This is a genomic window from Dyella ginsengisoli LA-4, from assembly GCF_000334915.1.
Taxonomy (GTDB): domain Bacteria; phylum Pseudomonadota; class Gammaproteobacteria; order Xanthomonadales; family Rhodanobacteraceae; genus Dyella_A; species Dyella_A ginsengisoli_A.
Genome location: NZ_AMSF01000077.1, coordinates 20,281 through 38,159 on the forward strand (window position 1 = coordinate 20,281; position 17,879 = coordinate 38,159).

Sequence of the window (17,879 nt, forward strand, 5' to 3'; positions counted from 1 at the left end):
ACCTCCAACCCGACGAGGAAACCCGCCATGCTCGCCCTTCCGCGCACCGCCCTTGCCCTGTTGCTTGCCGGCGTTCTCGCGCCAGCCTTCGCCGCCAGCACCGCCGGCAACCAGCCTCTGCATGTCGTCGGTCGCCTCGCTCTGGGCGGCCCCGGTGGCTGGGACTACCTCGCCGTGGACGCGCCGCATCACCACCTCTTCGTCAGCCGCGGCGACCGCGTGATGGTGGTCGACACGACCACCGGCAAGCTGGCCGGCACCATCCCCGGCACCAGCGGCGTGCACGGCATCGCCTTCGACCCCGCGCGCCGGGAGGGCTTCACCAGCGACGGCCGTGCCGCCGCGGTCACCGTGTTCGACCTCGACACGCTGAAAGTGCTGGCAACGATCCGCGGTACCGGCGAGAACCCCGACGCGATCGCCTTCGATCCGGCTTCCGGCCACGTGTTCACGCTCAACGGCCACGGCCACTCGGCCAGCGTGATCGATCCGGCCAAGCGCGCCGTGGTGGCGACCATCACCCTGCCCGGCAAACCCGAGTTCGCGGCGGCCGACGGCAAGGGCCACCTGTACGTCAACATCGAGGACAAGTCGGAGCTCGCCGAGCTCGACACCGGCAGCGACAAGCTGCTGCGCACCTGGTCGCTGGCGCCGTGCGAATCGCCCAGCGGCCTGGCCTTCGATGCCGCGCATCGCCGTGCCTTCTCGGTCTGCGACAACCGCGTGATGGCGGTGTCCGACGTCGACAAGGGCGCCGTGGTGACCACCGTGCCGATCGGCGAGGGCCCGGATGCCGCAGCGTTCGATCCGTCCACCGGCACGGTCTACAGCTCCAATGGCGAGAGCGGCACGCTGACCGTGGTGCATCAGGTCGATGCCGACCACTACACCGTGGCCGCCACCGTGCCGACGCAGAAGAGTGCGCGCACCATGGCGCTGGATCCGGCCGCGCAGCGCATCTATCTGTCCGCCGCCACGCTGGGCAGCAAGCGCAACGCCCGCGGCTGGCCGATGGCCGAGCCGGGCAGCTTCGTGGTGCTGGAAGTGGCGCACTGAGGCCACGCGTGGGCGGGCGCGCATCCGATATGCTGGACGGGTCGTAGGTTTGCGGCCGCGATGATCGGCCCCGCCCTGGCGTCGGGCCGCATCGCATGCGCGGGGCGCCGCACGCGGCCCGCCCTACCCCATCTCCCCCGATCAACCAGCGAGGCATCGCCATGACGACTCATTCCGGTTCCACCGTCACCTTCAAGCGCCCCGACGGCAAAGACGTGCAGGGCTACCTGGCCACGCCGGCCCACGCCGAAGGCGCGCCCGCCATCGTGGTGATCCAGGAGTGGTGGGGCCTCAACGACCAGATCCGCGGCGTCGCCGACCGCCTCGCGCGCTGCGGCTATCTCGCGCTGGTGCCCGACCTGTACCGCGGCAAGAGCACGGTGGAGCAGGAAGAGGCCCACCACCTGATGGAAGGCCTGAACTTCGCCGACGCCGCCACGCAGGACATCGCCGGCGCCGTCACGTTCCTGCGCCAGCGTGCGGGCAAGGTCGGCATCACCGGCTTCTGCATGGGCGGCGCGCTGACCCTGCTGGCGATGGGCCAGGGCGTGGCGGTCGACGCCGGTGCCGCCTGGTACGGCATGCCGCCGCTGGAGTACATCGACGCCGGCAAGATCACCGCACCGGTGCTCGGCCACTGGGCCACGCAGGACGAGTTCTTCGCCATCGACAACGTCGACAAGCTGGAGGCGAAGCTGAAGGAGGCCGGCGTGAGCACCGAGTTCCACCGCTACCTGGCGCATCACGCCTTCGCCAACGAGGAGGCCGTCGGCCCCGGCCGCATCGCCGCCACGCAGTACGACGCGGTGTGGGCCGCGCAGGCCTGGGACCGCACGCTGACCTTCTTCGGCCGCACGCTCTGGGGCTGATCGTTCGCGAAAATGTGACCACGACGGCCCGGGAAGGGCGCTTCCCGGGCCGTCGCTTTTTGCGGCATCGACACGGCACACACATTTCGCAGGAAGCTGCGCCGGATCGGGGGAACACCAGCGCTGGAGCGTTGTCCCACCTGCCGCTTGCCCGCCTGCGGACCGCACGCGTGGCCCTGGGGGCATCTGCAACCAACCTCATCCCGCTGCACGCGCAGCGCACCGGCCTGCGGCCCGTCGTCACGGCGAGCGCAGCGGTGACCGCGTTGCCGGGATGACGATCGGCCGGCAACCAAGCAGACGAGGAAGTGGATGAAGCGATGGCTCCTGGCGTGTTCCCTGTGGTTGATGTGCGTTGCCGCCGTGCCGGCCCATCCCGTCGAAACCTCCTGCATTTCCCACCATCACGACATCCGCCCGGGTGACACCGCGGTGGCGCTGGCGCGCCGCGATGGCGTGGACGCGCATGCCTTCGCCAACTGGCTGGCCCGCGCCGGCGACACCGACCGCCACGCGCTGCGCAGCATGCGCCCCGGCGATCATCTGGAGCTGTGCATCGCCCGGGTCGACGGTCACCCCGCCACGATCGACCGCCTGCGCGTGCGGTCCGATCGCGCCGGGCGACATCGAGCCGCGCAGGAGCCGACCGTGGCCAGCCTGGTCGGCATCCGTGCGTCGGTGGTCACCGTGCCGCTCGCCGGCGCCGGAGCGTCGGCCACGCACCCGCTGCGCTCGCAGGTGACTGTCACCGAGCCGCTGCCGGCGGCCACGCGGCTCGCCAGCGCCCTGGCCGACGTGGTCGGCCGGCGTCCGGTGGTGGAGGCCCTGGCCGCTTACGCGCACCACGTCTGGCACCTGCCGGCGACCCTGCCGAAGGACAGCCACTACCGCCTCGCGATGCTGGAGGATCCTCGCCACGGCGCGGGCCACCGGCTGGCGATGGTGGCGCTGGAAGCCCACGGCCACATGTGGCGGGCGTATCACTACATCGATGCCAAGGGGCACGACTACGTCGTCAGCGCCCACGGCCGGGGCTTCGAAGTGCTGCGGCCGCGCCACCCGGTGAACCACGCGCGGATCTCCTCCGGCTGGGGCTGGCGCATCCAGCCGGTGCTGGGCGGACGCGAGTTCCATCGCGGCATCGACTACGCCGCCCCCATCGGCACCCCGGTGCATGCGGCGATGGACGGCACCGTCAGCCTGTGCGACTGGCACGGCGGCTACGGCCGGGTGGTGGAGATCCGACATGCCCACGGGCTGCGTACACGCTACGGCCACCTGAGTCGCTTCGCCGCGAAGCTGCACCCGGGCAGCCGGGTGCACAAGGGGCAGGTGATCGGCTACGTCGGCAGCACCGGGCTCTCCACCGGACCCCACCTTTACTACGAGATCTGGGAACATGGTGTACGCGTCGACCCCCTGCGCCACGCTCCACTGACCGTCGCCGCGCGGCTCGACACCCACCAGCGCAAACGCCTCCGCCACCTCATCGCCAGCGTGCAGCAGACTTCGTGACCTCCCTCGCCTCCCGCACCGTGTTCGCCGCCCTCGCCCTGGCCTTCGGCCTGAGCGCGACAGCGCAGGCGCAATCCCAGGCTGGAGCGGCAATGGTGCCGCAGGCCGATTGGAAGGCCACGCATCACGAGGATCCGGACGCTCTCTGGAAAATCGTCCACGACCACTGTGCCCCCGCGGCAGCGAGCGGCGTCTACCCGCCCTCGCCCTGCGCCGCCGTGCACCAGGGGCCGGGCGGCTACGCCGTGCTGAAGGACCGCCACGGCGCCTACCAGTACCTGGTGCTGCCGCTGGCCCGCACGCAGGGCATCGAGAGCCCGGAACTGATCCGGCCCGACGCGCCCAACTACCTCGCCGCAGCCTGGCGCGCACGGCTGTACGTGGAGGCCGCGCTTGGCTCGACGCAGCCGCGCGAGTCGCTCGGCCTGGTGGTGAACTCGCCGGAGGGGCGTTCGCAGAACCAGCTGCACATCCACGTCGACTGCATGCGCCGCGACGTGCGCGATGCGCTCGCCCGCCAGCTGCGGCACATCTCCTACCGCTGGCGCTGGCTGCCCGTCGGCCTGCCGCCCCACGGCCATCGCTACATGGCGCGCTGGGTGGATGGTGTCGATCTGCACATCAATCCTTTCGCCGACCTCGCCCGCGCCCTGCCCGCGGGTGACCACATGGCCATGCACGGGCTCGCCGTGGTCGGCGCCTCGCGCGGCCCGGCCCGACCCGGCTTCATCCTGCTCAGCGACCGGATCGGTCCCGACGACCGCGCCAACACCGAAGAACTGCAGGACGTCGACTGCACGCTGGCCCGACGCCCGCCGGCGCTCTGACCCGCACGGGAAGACACCCGCCCCACCCCATGGGCGACAGTACGACGTTCTTGCGTCCGCCAGCGCGCTAGCATGGCCGTTCGGCCGGGCACCGACCGGCGAACACGACGGGACGATCCGATGCAGGTAAGGCAATGGGTGGGCGCGATCGGCGCACTGGTGCTGGGCGTGGCGCAGGCGACGCTGGCGACGGGCGCGGAAACCTTCGACCGCAGCGAAGGCCTCAACCTCAACCGCTTCGTGCGCCAGGGCGACGTCGCCGCGCACATCGTGCTGCGCTCGGGCACGGACCCACGGCTGATCGTCGCCTTCCCTGCCGGCAACAGCGGCGTGGGGCTGTGGTTCGATGCGGTGCCCTCACCGGTCACATGGCGCTTCGATGGCCCGGCCACGCCACTGACCCAGGCCGACGCGAAGGGACGTCCGCTGCACGGCGTGCGCTTCACCGCCACCCTCCACACCGCCGCGCTGGCGCCGAAGCAGGCCGTGCTCTCCAGCATCCGCGTACTGCGCGACTACCAGGGCCTGGGCACCGCGCCGAAGCCCGTGCTCACCGACGCGCGCGCAAACGGCAACACCCTCGCCTGGTCGCGCGATCGCCTCGACGGCGCCCCCGGTTATGCGCTCTCGCTCACCGCCGTGCACGGCGCACTCAAGGACGGCCGCTTCGTCGCCGGCCCCGATGGCGACATCACGCTGACCATCACCGCACTCTCCGGCGAGAAGCCGCTCACGCCGGTGTCCGGCCAAGCCCTGCTCAACGGACACGCGCAGAACGACCGCGCCGCGCGCGAGGCACTGGCCTTCCTCAGCTACCGCGAGAAGTACCTCGCCGGTTCCTGGCGCTTCGACACCTACTTCGGCCGCGACACGCTGATGTCGGTGCGCCTGCTGATGCCGGCCCTGCAGCCGCAGGCGGTGGAGACCGGCCTGCGCTCGGTGCTGGAGCGCCTGTCGCCCGACGGCCAGGTGGCGCACGAAGAGGACATCGGCGAGTTCGCCATCCTCGACCACATGAAGACCGACGGCTCGCGCTCCGACGCCCCGGTGTACGACTACAAGATGGTCGACAGCGACTACCTGCTCGCCCCGGTGACGCAGGCCTGGCTGCTCGACGACGCGCGCGGCCAGACCCGCGCCAAGGCGTTCCTCGCCGGCAAGCTGGGCGACGCCCACGCCGGCGATGCGCTGATGCGCAACCTGCGCTACATCGCGGCGCATACGAAGGCCTTCGCCGCCGATCCCGTCGCGGCGAATCTGGTCTCGCTCAAGCCCGGCGTGCCGGTGGGCGACTGGCGCGACAGCAACGACGGTCTCGGCGGCGGACGCTACGCCTACGACGTCAACGCGATCCTCATTCCCGCCGCGCTCGACGCCGCCAACGCGCTCAACCGCAGCGGCCTGCTCGCGCCGTATGCGAACGCGCAGGACAAGGCGATGCTCGACGGCCTCGCCCGCGCCGCCAAGGTGTGGCGCGAGAAGGCCCCCGCGCTGTTCACCGTCCACGTCGACACGGCCGCCGCGAAGCAGGACATCGCCGCCTACGCCAAGGCCATGGGCGTGCCGAACACGCCCGCGCTGAAAGCCGTCGGCGACCGGCCCGTGCGATTCCAGGCGCTGTCGCTGGATGCCGACGGCCACCCGATCCGCGTGCAGAACAGCGACGGCGGCTTCGCCCTGCTGTTCGGCCACCCGAGTCCCGCGCAGCTCGACGCCGAAGCCGAACTGCTGCGCCGCCCGTTCCCCGCCGGCCTGATGACCCCGGTCGGCATGCTGGTCGCCAACCCCGCCTTCGCGACGGCCGCGGAACAGGCGCGCTTCACTCCCGGCGCCTACCACGGCACCGTGGTGTGGTCCTGGCAGCAGGCCCTCACCGCCGCCGGCCTCGCCCGCCAGCTCACCCGCACCGACCTGCCGGTCAACACCCGCAGGCACCTCGAAAGCGCACAGGCCTGCCTGTGGCACGCCATCGACGCCACCCGCGACATGAGCAACTCGGAACTGTGGTCCTGGCACTACGCCGACGGCCGCTACCAGGTCGCCGCCTTCGGCGCGAGCGGCAAGGACGCGGACGAATCGAACGCGGCGCAGCTGTGGAGCACGGTGTATCTGGCGATTCCGGCGCCGGGAACAGCGGGAGCAAAATGCAATGATTGATACCGGTTGCATTGAGGAATCGGGCCTGCCCGCCCTCGCCGCGAACGACGTCAAATCCGTTTGATGACCGCAGGTGACGATACAGGGGGCGTCGGCACCGCCGGGCCATGGAGGCATGGATGCGCAAACTTGTCGTGGTGTATGTGGCGTTGATCTGCCTGACTGACTGCTCTGATCGACCGCTCAGAGGGTCCGTTGAAAAGTCGGTCGACGGAAGGACCTATCTGGTGGTCGCAGACGACAACGGCGGGGCGTGTGGCCCGATCAAGCTGGATGGCAGAATCTGGCCCCACAGGATCGGCGAGTCGGGTTTGGTCTCTCCAGGTCGCCACAAGATCGAGTGCGGCAGCGATGCCGCTTTTGACATTCCCACAGGCACGACCTTCAGGTTCGACTACTGGGGACCCTAGGGACTATGGAACAGGTCCTTTGCAACCTGCGCATGTGAAGTAAGGAGGCATACACATGCCCGGATCCCGAGCTTTGAAAAGCATCGCGAGCGGTCTCGTCGAGACCTTCGTCAGCCGGAACAATGACGTCTTCGGTTATTGGGGTATCGGACAGCTTCGAAACGAGACCGAAGATCGCGAATCTCGTACGGTAGAGCTGGATCTCCTGTCCAGGGAGACGGATCCGAAGCGTCCGGTCGCCAGCAACCTCATCGTCAGGTACGGGGGCTACCTTTCCGCCTCACTTGCCAGAGCCGGCTTCCCGCCATCCCGGGTTATCCGGGCAAGAATCCTGGTCGAATTCGGCTCCTTCGGAGACGCCCGCGACCCTGACCTTTTCAGTACGCTCGGAGACCCGTTCAACTGCAAAGCGGTTCTAGTGGGAACAAGCGGCAAGGCGTTTTCCGCCGTACGCGGTGGGCTATGCCGCCGCCATGACGCGCGCTGCGAGCAACAAAGCATGCGGCCGGCCCTTCACACGGAACCCGCCCGCCCGGCATGACCTCGGCAAAGCCGACACGAGAGATATCTCCACTTCAACGCAGGACGACGCATGCGCATTCTTTCCTACGACGAAGAGTCCCGCACGCTTTGGGTCGAGCTACCCGGGTTTCCCTGCTACGAGGTGTTCGACGTTCCCCCGGAGACCGTTGCCGCCCTGCAACAGTCCAGCACGCCGCAGGCCTATTTCAACGAGCACATCTGGGGCACCCGGTTCGAGCACGACTCCCACTGGTCGAGCCTTGACGCCCTGCTGGAATACATGGGCGAGAACATGATGTTCGAACCGCCGGTCACCGCGCGTTCGACCAGGGCTGACGACGACACCCCTCTGCACGTCGCCTGCGTCTGGGGAGACATCGGAGCGATCGACCTGCTGCTTGCTGGCGGCGCCGAAGTCAACGCGCAAGGGGATCTCGGTACCACACCCCTGTACAACGCGGTTTCGTTCGAGCGTATCCGGTGTGTCGAGCGCCTGCTGAAAGCTGGCGCCACGATGGACGATCCCAACGGGCTCTCCTTTACTGCTCGCGACAATGCTCTTAGGAGCGAAAATTCCCGCCTCCTGGAACTGTTCTCAGAAAAAAAAAGTCCTGGAGGTGGCTTTGATCCCTCGTGAAGGCGAACCAAACCAATCGACCACGACACTTCCAACAATCAATTACGGCAACCCAACATGCCCCTCCTTACCGCGCGATTTGAAATCCCAATACCAGGCGAGTGCCTGATCAAGACTCCATCAAATGATGATGTCAAAATAGAAATAACCGAGGCAGATTTTCACGCAGCCATCCAAATCCTTCCATCCGCGTCATGGAAAATGAAAGGGAGAGACGAGACAGACTGGACAACCAGCATTCGCGCCATCCAAATCTCTATAACTCGCCACGAGTCAGAAGACATTCCAAGCGTCATTCAAAACGCCGAAGGCGTACGAGATTCTACGGGTTTAGATACATTTCTCCGCAATCGCCTCGGCAACTACAACAACTTTGCCAGAGAAGTAGCGAATCGATTTATTGATTACTTTCGCTATTCTCTTATGACACCTTTGCTACACCCCATCCCCAGTTGGGATCAATCTCTTTCCTCGCCGGTTTGGTATGACGCGCATGGTGCAAGGCTTGCGCCGTCGCGTGTCATAGTGGCTGAGCCGATCCCCGGCCTACATGGAGAGCTGGGTGTCCAAAAACTCACGACGAGCCGGATACCGGAACTTATCGAACATCTGAAATCACCACGCGAATTACCACTCGATCTTACGCTGCTATCTGATGCTCAGACGGCGTGGTTCGAGGGCAACCTTCGTCGAACGGTGCTAGAGCTAGCCATCTGTGCAGAGATACTGGTTAAACGGCACTACTTCGCGGCGGCATCACCTGCCGGATCGGCCTTCGACTATCTGGAAGATCGAGCAAAGATATCTGTTCGGGTGACGGATTTACTGGACCCCATTGCACGCGAAGCCTTTGGCATTAGTTACAAAGAAGCATCCCTCAAAGATTACCAAAGCATCGATCACCTGTTCCGCTGCAGGAACAAGATCGCGCACCGCGGTGAACTCATATACAAAGACGACTCCGGCCAATCACATCAACCAGATCGAGATGAAGTTGCAGCGTGGTGGACCTCCGTGGAACGACTTCGAGATTGGCTGGCATCTCTCAAATAGATGCCAAATTATTCAAGGTCGCTTACGAACACGATACGAATGCCAGCTTCGGGTAAATGAAACCGCAATTTTAATCCGAACGAGACCAGGCCCACATAGTCGGCATAAATAAGCTGCGACCCCACCCCGATCAGGCAATTTCCATAAACCATGCACATCCGCAAAGCCACCGCCGCAGACGCACCCATAGCCTTCGCCATCCGGCGCGAAGCGATCCTGGCGCAGTGCGCGGGTTGCTATGCCGAGCAGGACCTGGAGATCTGGACCTCAGGTGCAATGTCCGCGTCGTTTGCCCGTTGCGTGGCCGATGCATTCCACGTCGCGGAGATCGACGACCGCCTGGTGGGCACGGGCATGATCGACCTCGCCTCCGGGAAGATCGATGCGATCTTCGTGCGGCCGGACTGGATGGGACACGGCGTGGGGCGAGCGCTGATGAATCACCTCGAACGTCTCGCGCGGGATGCCGGCCTGACCTCCATCCATCTCGACGCCACCCTCAATGCCGCACCGTTCTACCGGCGCCTCGGATTCGCCGTTGAGGCCACATCCACCTATCGCTCGACCCTTGGCGTCACCCTGGCCTGCATCTCCATGACCAAGCCGCTGGCGCCGCCATGACCGACACCACCGACCGCCTGAAAGCGCAGATCCGCAGGAACGCGGACGAGATCGCGAGGCTGCACGACCGCATCCACGCGACCGTTCGCAAGCGCGACCAGAGCGAGGCAAAGCGCCAGCAATGGCAGCGCGCCTGCGAGGAGTTTCATGCCCGCTACGATCGACTGGCGTTCCCGGGCGGGCTCGACGGGGCCTTCGAACGACTGGCCGCGGGCGACCCGGAGACGATGGAGGCGGCGATCTGCTTCGTCGAGCTCCGCCCGTACTTCTTCCGATCGGGATACCTGTTCGAGAAGCTGCTAAGGAAGGCCCGGCATGCACCACTCAGTGAAGCACAGGCCGCGCGGCTGGAGGCCGTCCGCACCGCCCACACCGTGCGGCCCGCGACCCGTAACACCAGCAACAGATCGACGCCGACCTGAAAGGGTCAGGCCCACACCCACGCTGGACATCAGCCCTTCTTCAAGCAACCGGCATCGTCAGGCATGAAATCCAGACGCTCAATTTGGGCCATCACCCTCCTCGCCCTTGGCGCCGTAGTCCTGACAGTTGCGCTGCTGTTCGGCGCCACGCTCGCCTGGCATGTCCACCTGGCCGGCAGCTACCACGATACCTTCGTGGTGATTCCGGGCTGGATCGTGTGGAGCTTCGCGGGACTCAGCGTGGTGGTGGTGTCCGGCGCAGCAATGCTGGCCGGGGCCTCACGCCACACGCCAGCGGTGCGGCCACGGCGTCAGGCGATGTGGGCGGCCATGCTCACGGGGGCGGCGTGGCTGGTTGTCGGTACCGCCTGGGCGTTCTTGCGGGCCGGATAAGGTGCGCTTTCCCGAGCCAAGGCGCGGTGATAGGGCCGGTCCGGGCCGCAATCCACGCAGCCGCATCGGAACGCACTATCCGCGGGAAGCCGAAGTTCTTTCGCGATCGTCCAGCGTGGCGATACAACACCCAACGTGACCCGGTTACCTTCCGGACACGAAATAGGTGATCCTGCCCTCTCGGCTGCACATGCGTCCGCCCCGTCCCCAAGTCGCGGCGCATGAAGGTCGCCAAGCCCTCACTGGAGCCCGGACACGACGCATGGACGCTCGCAGCACGCACACCCTCGGCGATCCGGACCTCCGTATCGCCGGACTCCGGCTATGGGTCCACAACCGCCAGTTTCCCGAATCCGAGGACTACTGGGACGGCAACTGGCTCAATGTCACCGCGGAGTGCCGGTCCCCGGGCACCTCCGTCCGCGTGGATGGACCGATCGTCCATCTCGGCGAAATCCAGATGCTGATCGAGCAGCTCGAAGTTCTTTACCGGAGCCTGCACGGGCAGGCTCGACTGGAATGCATGGAGCCCAATCTGGACGTTTCGCTGCGGGCGCTGACGGGTGGGCATATCGAGGTAAGGATCTCTCTGACACCCAATCAGCTGGCGGAGTCCCATACCTACACGGAAGGTCTGGACCAGACTTTCCTGCCAGGCCTCATCGCGGAGTGCAAAGCGATTCTTGGGAAGTTCCCGCCGAAGAACCCGAAGAGATAGACGCTGCCGATCTGGGCCTCGCCGGGGAACATCCATCACTCCAAGTGACGCCACGCCTTGGGCGTCTGCTACCGTCCCTCCCCTGCACTACCGCCACCCAGGGGACGTCATGCCTAGCCTTCGCCCGACCGCTTTTGCCCTCGCCGCCTGCCTGCTCGCCTCGCTGCCCGCGCTGGGCGACCAGGCCAAGCCGAAGCCCTCGCTGACGCCCAAGGAGATTCTCGCCGCGTCGAAGCCGGCCGAGTGGCGCACGCCGGATCCGGACAACCTGCTGGTGATGACGCTGGCCGGCGGGCATCGGGTGCTGATCGAGCTGGCGCCGGACTTCACGCCGCTGCATGCGGCGAACATCCGCACCATGACGCATGAGCACTACTTCGACGGGCTGGCGATCATCCGCGTGCAGGACAACTTCGTCACGCAGTGGGGCGACCCGAACGACGACGACAATGCGGACCGCTCGAAGATGAAGCCGCTGGGCACCGCGAAGAAGACGCTGCCGCCGGAGTTCACCCGCCCGCTGGACCCGAAGCTCACCTTCACCCGGCTGCCGGACGGCGACATGTACGCGCCGGAAGTGGGTTTCTCCGAGGGCTTCCCAGTGGCGCGCGACCCGGCCAGCCACGAGGAGTGGATCACCCACTGCTACGGCACCGTGGGCGTGGCGCGCGACGTCGGCCCGACCACCGGCAACGGCAACTCGCTGTACGCGATCATCGGCCAGGCGCCACGCGGGCTGGACCGCAACCTGGCGGTGGCCGGCCGGGTGATCGAGGGCATGCAATACCTCTCGGCGCTGCCGCGTGGCACCGGCCCGCTGGGCTTCTACGAGAAGGCCGAACAGCGCACGCCGATCGTCTCGGTGCGGCTGGCCGCGGACCTGCCGCCGGCCGCGCGCCCGAAGGTGCAGGTGCTGCGCACCGACAGCGCCAGCTTCGCCAGGCTGATCGAGGCCAAGCGCAACCGCCGCGATGCGTTCTACACCCGCCCGGCCGGCAAGATCGACCTGTGCAGTATCAGCGTGCCGACGCGCGACCCCGACACGAAGCAGTAAGCCGCTTCGCGCCCTGGAAGATCAGGGCGCGCGCGATACCTGGTCGGCGGTGCGGAACACCGACACCGCCTGACGCAGGCGTTCGGCCTGCTCCTGCAGGCTGTGCGAGGCGGCTTCGGATTCTTCCACCAGCGCGGCATTGCTCTGCGTCGCCTCGTCCATCTGGGTGACCGCCGAGCCGACCTCGGCGATGCCCTTGCTCTGCTCCTCGCTGGCCGCGGCGATCTCGCTCATCAGCCCGGCGGACTTCTGGATGGCCTGGGCGATGCGACGGGTGGACTCGCCGGCGCGGTCGACCAGGTCGGCACCGGTATCGACGGTCGCCACTGCGCTCTGGATCAGCTCCTTGATCTCGCGTGCCGCCGCCGCGGCGCGCTGGGCCAGTTCGCGCACCTCGGCGGCCACCACGGCGAAGCCCTTGCCGTGCTCACCCGCGCGGGCGGCCTCCACCGCGGCGTTGAGCGCGAGGATGTTGGTCTGGAACGCGATGCCGTCGATCAGGCCGGCGATGTCGCCGATGCGCTCGGAGCTGGTCTTGATGTCGCCCATGCTGGCCACGGCCTGCTCGACCAGCGCGCCGCCCTCCTTCGCCTGCTGCGCCGCGCTGGCCACCAGGGTGTCGGCCTGGCGGGCGTGGTCGGCGTTCTGGCGCACGGTGGCGGTGAGCTCTTCCATCGCCGCGGCAGTCTCCTCCAGCGAAGCGGCCTGGTCCTGGGTGCGGTGCGAGAGGTCGGCGGTGCCCGCGGCGATCTGGCCGGTGGCAGTGTGGATGCTGTCGCTGGCCTGGCGCACCTGGGTCACCACGTCGGCCAGGCCGACGCTGATGCCGTTGATCGCCTGCAGCAGCTGGCCGACGTCGTCGCGCCGGTCCACCGCGACCTGGGCGCTGAGATCGCCGGCGGCGATCTTGCCCGCCGCTTCCCGGCACTCGACCATCGGCCGGCTGACGTTGCGGTGGACCAGCCACCAGGCCAGCGCCGGCACCAGTCCGCACGACAACAGCGCCAGCAGCAGCACCTTGGTCGTGTGCCCGCTCGGCAGCCACCACCACAGCACCAGCCAGATCGCCAGGTTGCAGGCTGCGGTGGCCAGCGCCACCCGCCAGGGCATGCCCAGGCTGCGCATGTGGCTGACGTCCAGCCCCACGTAGCGCGCGCCAATCACCTCACCGCCGGCGTCCAGCACCGGGTCGTAGCGGGTCATGAACTGGGTGCCGAAGATCGTGGCGTAGCCGGTGAACGGCGTTCTCGCCAGCAGCTTCGCCCAGGCCGGGTGCGAGCGGTCGAGCAGCGTGCCGACCGCGCGGGTGCCGTCCTTCTTCTTCACCGAGGTGGCGATCCGCACGAAGTCGTCCCCGCTGCGCACGAACACCGTGGCGGTGGCGCCGCGATCGGCGGTGAAGCCGTCCGGCAGCGAAAAGTCCAGGTTCAGCGGCTTGCCGCCGCTGCGCAACACCGGTGTATCGCGTCCGCCGACGGCGATGGTCTTGCCGCCGTCCAGCGCGAAGTCGCCGGGGAAGCGGCCGGCGAACTCCGTCGCCAGGGATTCGATGCGGTTTTTCAGCGGTACCAACCACGTGCGCATGAGACGGCCCTTGTCCTGTCGCGAGGATGTACCGGCCGAACGGCGGGACATCGTCCACCGGCCTCCGGCCTCTGCCGGAATCGCGGGTGGTCTCCGCATGTCGGTCGTGGACAGCAAAACTTTACGAATCCCGCCGTTTTGCCGCGCCGACCTTGGTAGCACTTTCGACGCCGCAGGTACCGACGCAATGCAGCATCGCCGGCCCGGCGAGGCGCTCAGCGGTAGCCGGCCGCCTGCAGCTCGAACAGTTCGGCGTAGTGGCCGCCGGCGGCGACCAGTTCGTCGTGCGAGCCGGACTCGGCCACCCGCCCGCCCTCCAGCACGATGATCCGATCGGCCATGCGCACGGTGGAGAAGCGGTGCGAGATGATCACCGCGGTCTTGCCGTGCGACAGCTCCTTGAAGCGCTGGAACACCTCGTACTCCGAACGCGCATCGAGCGCGGCGGTGGGCTCGTCGAGGATCAGCAGCGGCGCATCGCGCATGTAGGCGCGGGCGATGGCGACCTTCTGCCACTCGCCGCCGGACAGGTCCACGCCGCCCTTGAACAGCTTGCCGAGCATCTGCGCGTAGCCCTTCGGCAGCTTGCCGATCACCTGGTCGGCCAGGCTGCGCCGGGCGGCATCGGCGATGCGCGGCGCGTCCTCGCGCGCCTCGATGCGCCCGACCGCGATGTTGTCCGAGGCGTTGAAGTAGTAGCGCACGAAGTCCTGGAAGATCACGCCGATGTTCAGCCGCAGGTCGTCCAGGTCGTATTCGGCCAGCGGGTGGCCGTCGAGCAGGATGCGACCCTCGTCCGGGTCGTACAGGCGCGAGAGCAGCTTGACTAGGGTGGTCTTGCCGGCGCCGTTCTCGCCCACCAGCGCCAGCACCTCGCCGGCGCGCAGGGTGAAGCTGAGATGGCGCACCGCCCAGCGCTCGGCATCGGGATAGCGGAAGCCGACATCCTCGAACACGAAGCCCTCGCGCAGCGGCCGCGGGAATGGCCGTGGATTCGGCGGCGAGAGGATCTCCGGCTGGATCCGGAAGAACGAGAACAGGTCGTCGAGGTACAGCGCCTGGCCGGCCACCTGCGAGAAGCCGGTGAGCAGGGTTTCCAGCAGCGTGCGCAGGCGGCGGAACGAGGTGGAGAGGAAGGTCAGGTCGCCGATCGAGAACGCGCCGGTGACCGTGCGCCAGGCGATGAACGCGTAGGCCGCGTAGTAGCCCATCGTGCCCAGCGTGGTGAACAGCCCGCCCCAGCTGGCACGGCGCAGCGCGATGCGGCGGTTGGCCAGGTAGATCGACTGCGACAGCACACGGTAGCGGTCGATCAGGAAACGGTTGAGGCCGAAGCTCTTCACCTCCTTGGCGTTGGACGCACTGGCGCCGACCATGCGCAGGTAGTCCAGCTCGCGCCGCTCAGGTGTCCACTGGTAGTTCACCGCGTAGCTCTGCGCGTTGAAGTGGAACTCGCCCAGGAACGCCGGCACCAGCGCCACCGCCAGCAGCACGATCAGCCATGGCGCATAGACGGCCAGCCCCACCGCGAAGCTCACCAGCGTGATCGCGTCCTGCGCCTGCTGCAGCAGTTGCGAGAGCAGCGAGCTGCGTCCGGCGATCTGCCGGCGGGCCCGGTCGAGCTGGTCCTGCAGGTCGGCGTCCTCGAAGTCCTCCAGGTCGAGCGAGGCGGCATGCTCCATCAGCCGGATCGAGGTGAGGTCGGCATAGCGCTCGCCGAGCAGCGAGTCGACCATCGCCACCACGCGGCCGAGCAGGTCGGCCAGCACCGCCAGCGCGAACTCCAGCGCCAGCAACGTGGCGAGGTGATCGAAGCGGCCGTCGTGCAATGCGGTGGTGAGGTCGCCCGGGAATCCGCCGAGCCGGACCTGGTGCACCACCTCGTCGACGATCAGCTTGCCGACGTACAGCGTGATGACCGGCAACAGCGCGCGCACCAGCCGCAGCAGCACGCTGGTGAGGGTCATCCAGCGGCTGGTCGTCCAGATGCTGTGCAGGAAGGCAGGCACGTTGCGCAGGGCGGCAAAACGCTCGCGCAGGCTCTTGGGCGCGGGCGGCGGCTGGTGGCGACCGCCACCCATGCCATGACCGGGAGGAGGCATCGATGCTCCTTGGGAAGATCGGGTAAGGAATACCGCCGACGGGCGGGACTTGTCTTTCGATATTCTTGCGATATATCTTTTCCGGGTCAACAACGATATATCGGAGATACATCATGCGCTGCCATCACCACGGCTTCCACGGCGACCGCCATGACCATCACGACCACCGCCCCTTCCACCGCGGCGACTGGCGCGCCTTCTTCGAACACGCCCGCGAGCACCTGCGCGAGGCCGGTCGCCACGGCTGGCGCGGCGGCCCGTTCGGCGGCGACCGCGGCGATGCCTTCGCCGAGCTGGGCGGCGGCCTGCGCGGTGGCGGCCGTCGTGGAGGCGGCCGCATGTTCGGCCACGGCGACCTGCGCCTGCTGCTGCTCGCCCTGATCGAGCAGCAGCCGCGCCACGGCTACGAACTGATCCGCACCATCGAGGAGATGTTCAACGGCCAGTACAGCCCCAGCCCCGGTGCGATCTATCCCACGCTGACCATGCTGGAAGAGCTGGGCCACGCCGAGGTGCAGCCGGAGGCCGGCGGTCGCAAGCGCTACGCGATCACCACCGAGGGCAAGGCCTTTCTGGACGAGAACCGCGCGGCGGTCGAGGCGGTCATGGAACAGACCCGTCACACCGCCCGCATGGCCGCACGCGCCGCCATGCCGGAAGCCGTGCACAAGGCGATGCACGCGCTCAAGCACGCGCTGCTGATGCGCGGCACCGACTGGAACAAGGCCGAAGGCCAGCGCGTGGCGAAGATCCTCGAGCGCGCCGCCAGCGAGATCGCCAGCGGTGGCGGGGAGTGAACACGCGACGATGACCACACACGTCCATACCTCCCTGCGCCATCCGCTGGTGTTCCGCACACTGGAAGTGCAGCGCGTCGAAACCCTGACCCCGCACATGCGCCGCGTCGTGTTCGGCGGCGACGAGCTGCGCGGCTTCGTCAGCGCCGCGCCGGACGACCACGTGAAGCTGTTCTTCCCCAACAGCCGCGGCGAGATCGTGCGTCCGGCGATCGGCCCGGACGGGCCGATCCACGCGCCTGGCGTGGACTACTCGCCGATGCGCGACTACACGCCCCGCCGCCACGACGCCGGGGCCAACGAGCTGACCATCGACTTCGTGCTGCACGGCGACGGCCCGGCCGCCAGCTGGGCGGCGCAGGCCGCGCCGGCGCAGACCATCGGCGCCGGTGGCCCGCGCGGCTCGATGCTGGTCGCCGACGACTTCGACACCTACGCGATGTTCGGTGACGAGACCGCCCTGCCGGCGATCGGCCGCTGGCTGGAGGACTTGCCGGCCGGCAAGCGCGCCGAGGTATTCGTGGAGATTCCCGAGCGCGCCGACCGCCAGGCCCTGACCTCGCGCGCCGAGCTGCGCCTCGCCTGGCTGGAGCGCGACGGCGCCGAAGCCGCGGCCAGCACGAGGCTGGAACAGGCACTCGCCCACTGGGCGGCGCCGCCCGGCGAAACCTTCCACTGGATCGCCGCCGAATCCGCGCGCGCCCGTCGCATGCGGCAGGCGCTGGTCGAACGCGGCGTGCGGAAAGACGGCGTGAAGGCCACTGGCTACTGGAAAGCGGAAGGCTGACGCACGCCGGCTCGCGGCGATGAATCGGCGCTGAGCCCATCCACGGCAAGACCACGAAATCTTGCCGCGCGAACCGCTATCCCGGAGCGCGCCGTTCCCGCCACCGCGGGCGGCACCTCATCCACTTCCGGAGACCGGGATGAAGCGCAGCCGCAGGATCGTCGCCTGGACCGCCGGCGTGGTCGGTGCGCTGCTGGTCGTGCTGGTGCTGGTGGCGGTCTTCTTCAACTGGAACAGCCTCAAGCCCTTCATCGACGACAAGGTGAGCCAGGCGATCGGCCGCCCCTTCGCCATCCACGGCGACCTCACCGTGGACTGGCGCCGGCCGCAGGACGAGACCGGCTGGCGCCGCTGG

Annotated in this window: 19 protein-coding genes; 17 read left to right on the plus strand and 2 right to left on the minus strand. The window is 67.8% G+C overall.

The window, feature by feature from the left end; translation table 11 throughout:
* Nucleotides 1-27: 27 nt before the first annotated feature.
* From C693_RS0117025 to C693_RS0117080, 14 genes are all read left to right on the plus strand, one after another.
* The gene (locus tag C693_RS0117025) at nt 28-1,056 is read left to right on the plus strand and encodes a YncE family protein (RefSeq protein WP_017463491.1); all 1,029 of its coding nucleotides are present in this window, start codon (nt 28-30) and stop codon (nt 1,054-1,056) included.
* 161 nt (nt 1,057-1,217) lie between these two features.
* On the plus strand, nt 1,218-1,925 hold the full coding sequence (locus C693_RS0117030) for a dienelactone hydrolase family protein (RefSeq protein ID WP_017463492.1): 708 nt from the start codon (nt 1,218-1,220) through the stop codon (nt 1,923-1,925).
* A gap of 312 nt (nt 1,926-2,237) precedes the next feature.
* The gene (locus C693_RS22745) at nt 2,238-3,440 is read left to right on the plus strand and encodes a M23 family metallopeptidase (RefSeq protein WP_017463493.1); all 1,203 of its coding nucleotides are present in this window, start codon (nt 2,238-2,240) and stop codon (nt 3,438-3,440) included.
* On the plus strand, nt 3,437-4,267 hold the full coding sequence (locus C693_RS0117040) for a CDP-diacylglycerol diphosphatase (protein WP_157798655.1): 831 nt from the start codon (nt 3,437-3,439) through the stop codon (nt 4,265-4,267). The genes C693_RS22745 and C693_RS0117040 overlap by 4 nt, the downstream gene beginning before the upstream one ends.
* A gap of 120 nt (nt 4,268-4,387) precedes the next feature.
* Nucleotides 4,388-6,424: a hypothetical protein gene (locus tag C693_RS0117045; protein ID WP_017463495.1), complete on the plus strand. Its 2,037-nt coding sequence runs from the start codon at nt 4,388-4,390 to the stop codon at nt 6,422-6,424.
* A 119-nt stretch (nt 6,425-6,543) separates the two neighbouring features.
* Entirely contained in the window at nt 6,544-6,834 is a 291-nt protein-coding gene (locus C693_RS0117050) for a hypothetical protein (RefSeq protein WP_017463496.1), read from the plus strand.
* A gap of 55 nt (nt 6,835-6,889) precedes the next feature.
* Nucleotides 6,890-7,375: a hypothetical protein gene (locus C693_RS23860; protein ID WP_157798656.1), complete on the plus strand. Its 486-nt coding sequence runs from the start codon at nt 6,890-6,892 to the stop codon at nt 7,373-7,375.
* Nucleotides 7,376-7,426: 51 nt separating this feature from the next.
* Nucleotides 7,427-7,993 carry an ankyrin repeat domain-containing protein gene (locus tag C693_RS22750; protein WP_017463497.1) on the plus strand — a complete coding sequence of 189 codons (567 nt, stop codon included), beginning with the start codon at nt 7,427-7,429 and terminating at the stop codon, nt 7,991-7,993.
* Between the two features lie 57 nt (nt 7,994-8,050).
* On the plus strand, nt 8,051-9,046 hold the full coding sequence (locus C693_RS23865) for a hypothetical protein (RefSeq protein ID WP_157798657.1): 996 nt from the start codon (nt 8,051-8,053) through the stop codon (nt 9,044-9,046).
* 150 nt (nt 9,047-9,196) lie between these two features.
* Nucleotides 9,197-9,667: a GNAT family N-acetyltransferase gene (locus C693_RS0117060; protein ID WP_017463498.1), complete on the plus strand. Its 471-nt coding sequence runs from the start codon at nt 9,197-9,199 to the stop codon at nt 9,665-9,667.
* Nucleotides 9,664-10,089: a hypothetical protein gene (locus C693_RS0117065; protein ID WP_017463499.1), complete on the plus strand. Its 426-nt coding sequence runs from the start codon at nt 9,664-9,666 to the stop codon at nt 10,087-10,089. The genes C693_RS0117060 and C693_RS0117065 overlap by 4 nt, the downstream gene beginning before the upstream one ends.
* Nucleotides 10,090-10,152: 63 nt before the next feature.
* Nucleotides 10,153-10,482 carry a hypothetical protein gene (locus C693_RS0117070; protein WP_017463500.1) on the plus strand — a complete coding sequence of 110 codons (330 nt, stop codon included), beginning with the start codon at nt 10,153-10,155 and terminating at the stop codon, nt 10,480-10,482.
* 262 nt (nt 10,483-10,744) lie between these two features.
* Nucleotides 10,745-11,200, plus strand: coding sequence for a WapI family immunity protein (locus C693_RS0117075; protein ID WP_017463501.1), 456 nt, complete (start codon nt 10,745-10,747; stop codon nt 11,198-11,200).
* 109 nt (nt 11,201-11,309) lie between these two features.
* Complete coding sequence (locus C693_RS0117080) at nt 11,310-12,254, plus strand: peptidylprolyl isomerase (RefSeq protein ID WP_017463502.1); 945 nt, start codon at nt 11,310-11,312, stop codon at nt 12,252-12,254.
* 21 nt (nt 12,255-12,275) lie between these two features.
* Here the strand turns inward: C693_RS0117080 and C693_RS0117085 are convergent, their stop codons facing one another.
* The gene (locus C693_RS0117085; RefSeq protein WP_017463503.1) at nt 12,276-13,838 is read right to left on the minus strand and encodes a methyl-accepting chemotaxis protein; all 1,563 of its coding nucleotides are present in this window, start codon (nt 13,836-13,838) and stop codon (nt 12,276-12,278) included.
* 215 nt (nt 13,839-14,053) lie between these two features.
* A complete protein-coding gene (locus C693_RS0117090) occupies nt 14,054-15,919 on the minus strand; it encodes an ABC transporter ATP-binding protein (RefSeq protein ID WP_017463504.1) in 1,866 nt (621 codons plus the stop codon).
* 134 nt (nt 15,920-16,053) lie between these two features.
* Between C693_RS0117090 and C693_RS0117095 the strand changes: the two genes are divergently transcribed.
* From C693_RS0117095 to C693_RS0117105, 3 genes are all read left to right on the plus strand, one after another.
* Entirely contained in the window at nt 16,054-16,737 is a 684-nt protein-coding gene (locus C693_RS0117095; protein WP_017463505.1) for a PadR family transcriptional regulator, read from the plus strand.
* Between the two features lie 10 nt (nt 16,738-16,747).
* Entirely contained in the window at nt 16,748-17,524 is a 777-nt protein-coding gene (locus C693_RS0117100; protein ID WP_017463506.1) for a siderophore-interacting protein, read from the plus strand.
* A 139-nt stretch (nt 17,525-17,663) separates the two neighbouring features.
* Nucleotides 17,664-17,879 (plus strand): AsmA family protein (locus C693_RS0117105; RefSeq protein ID WP_026107512.1); only part of this gene is annotated, 216 nt, incomplete at its 3' end.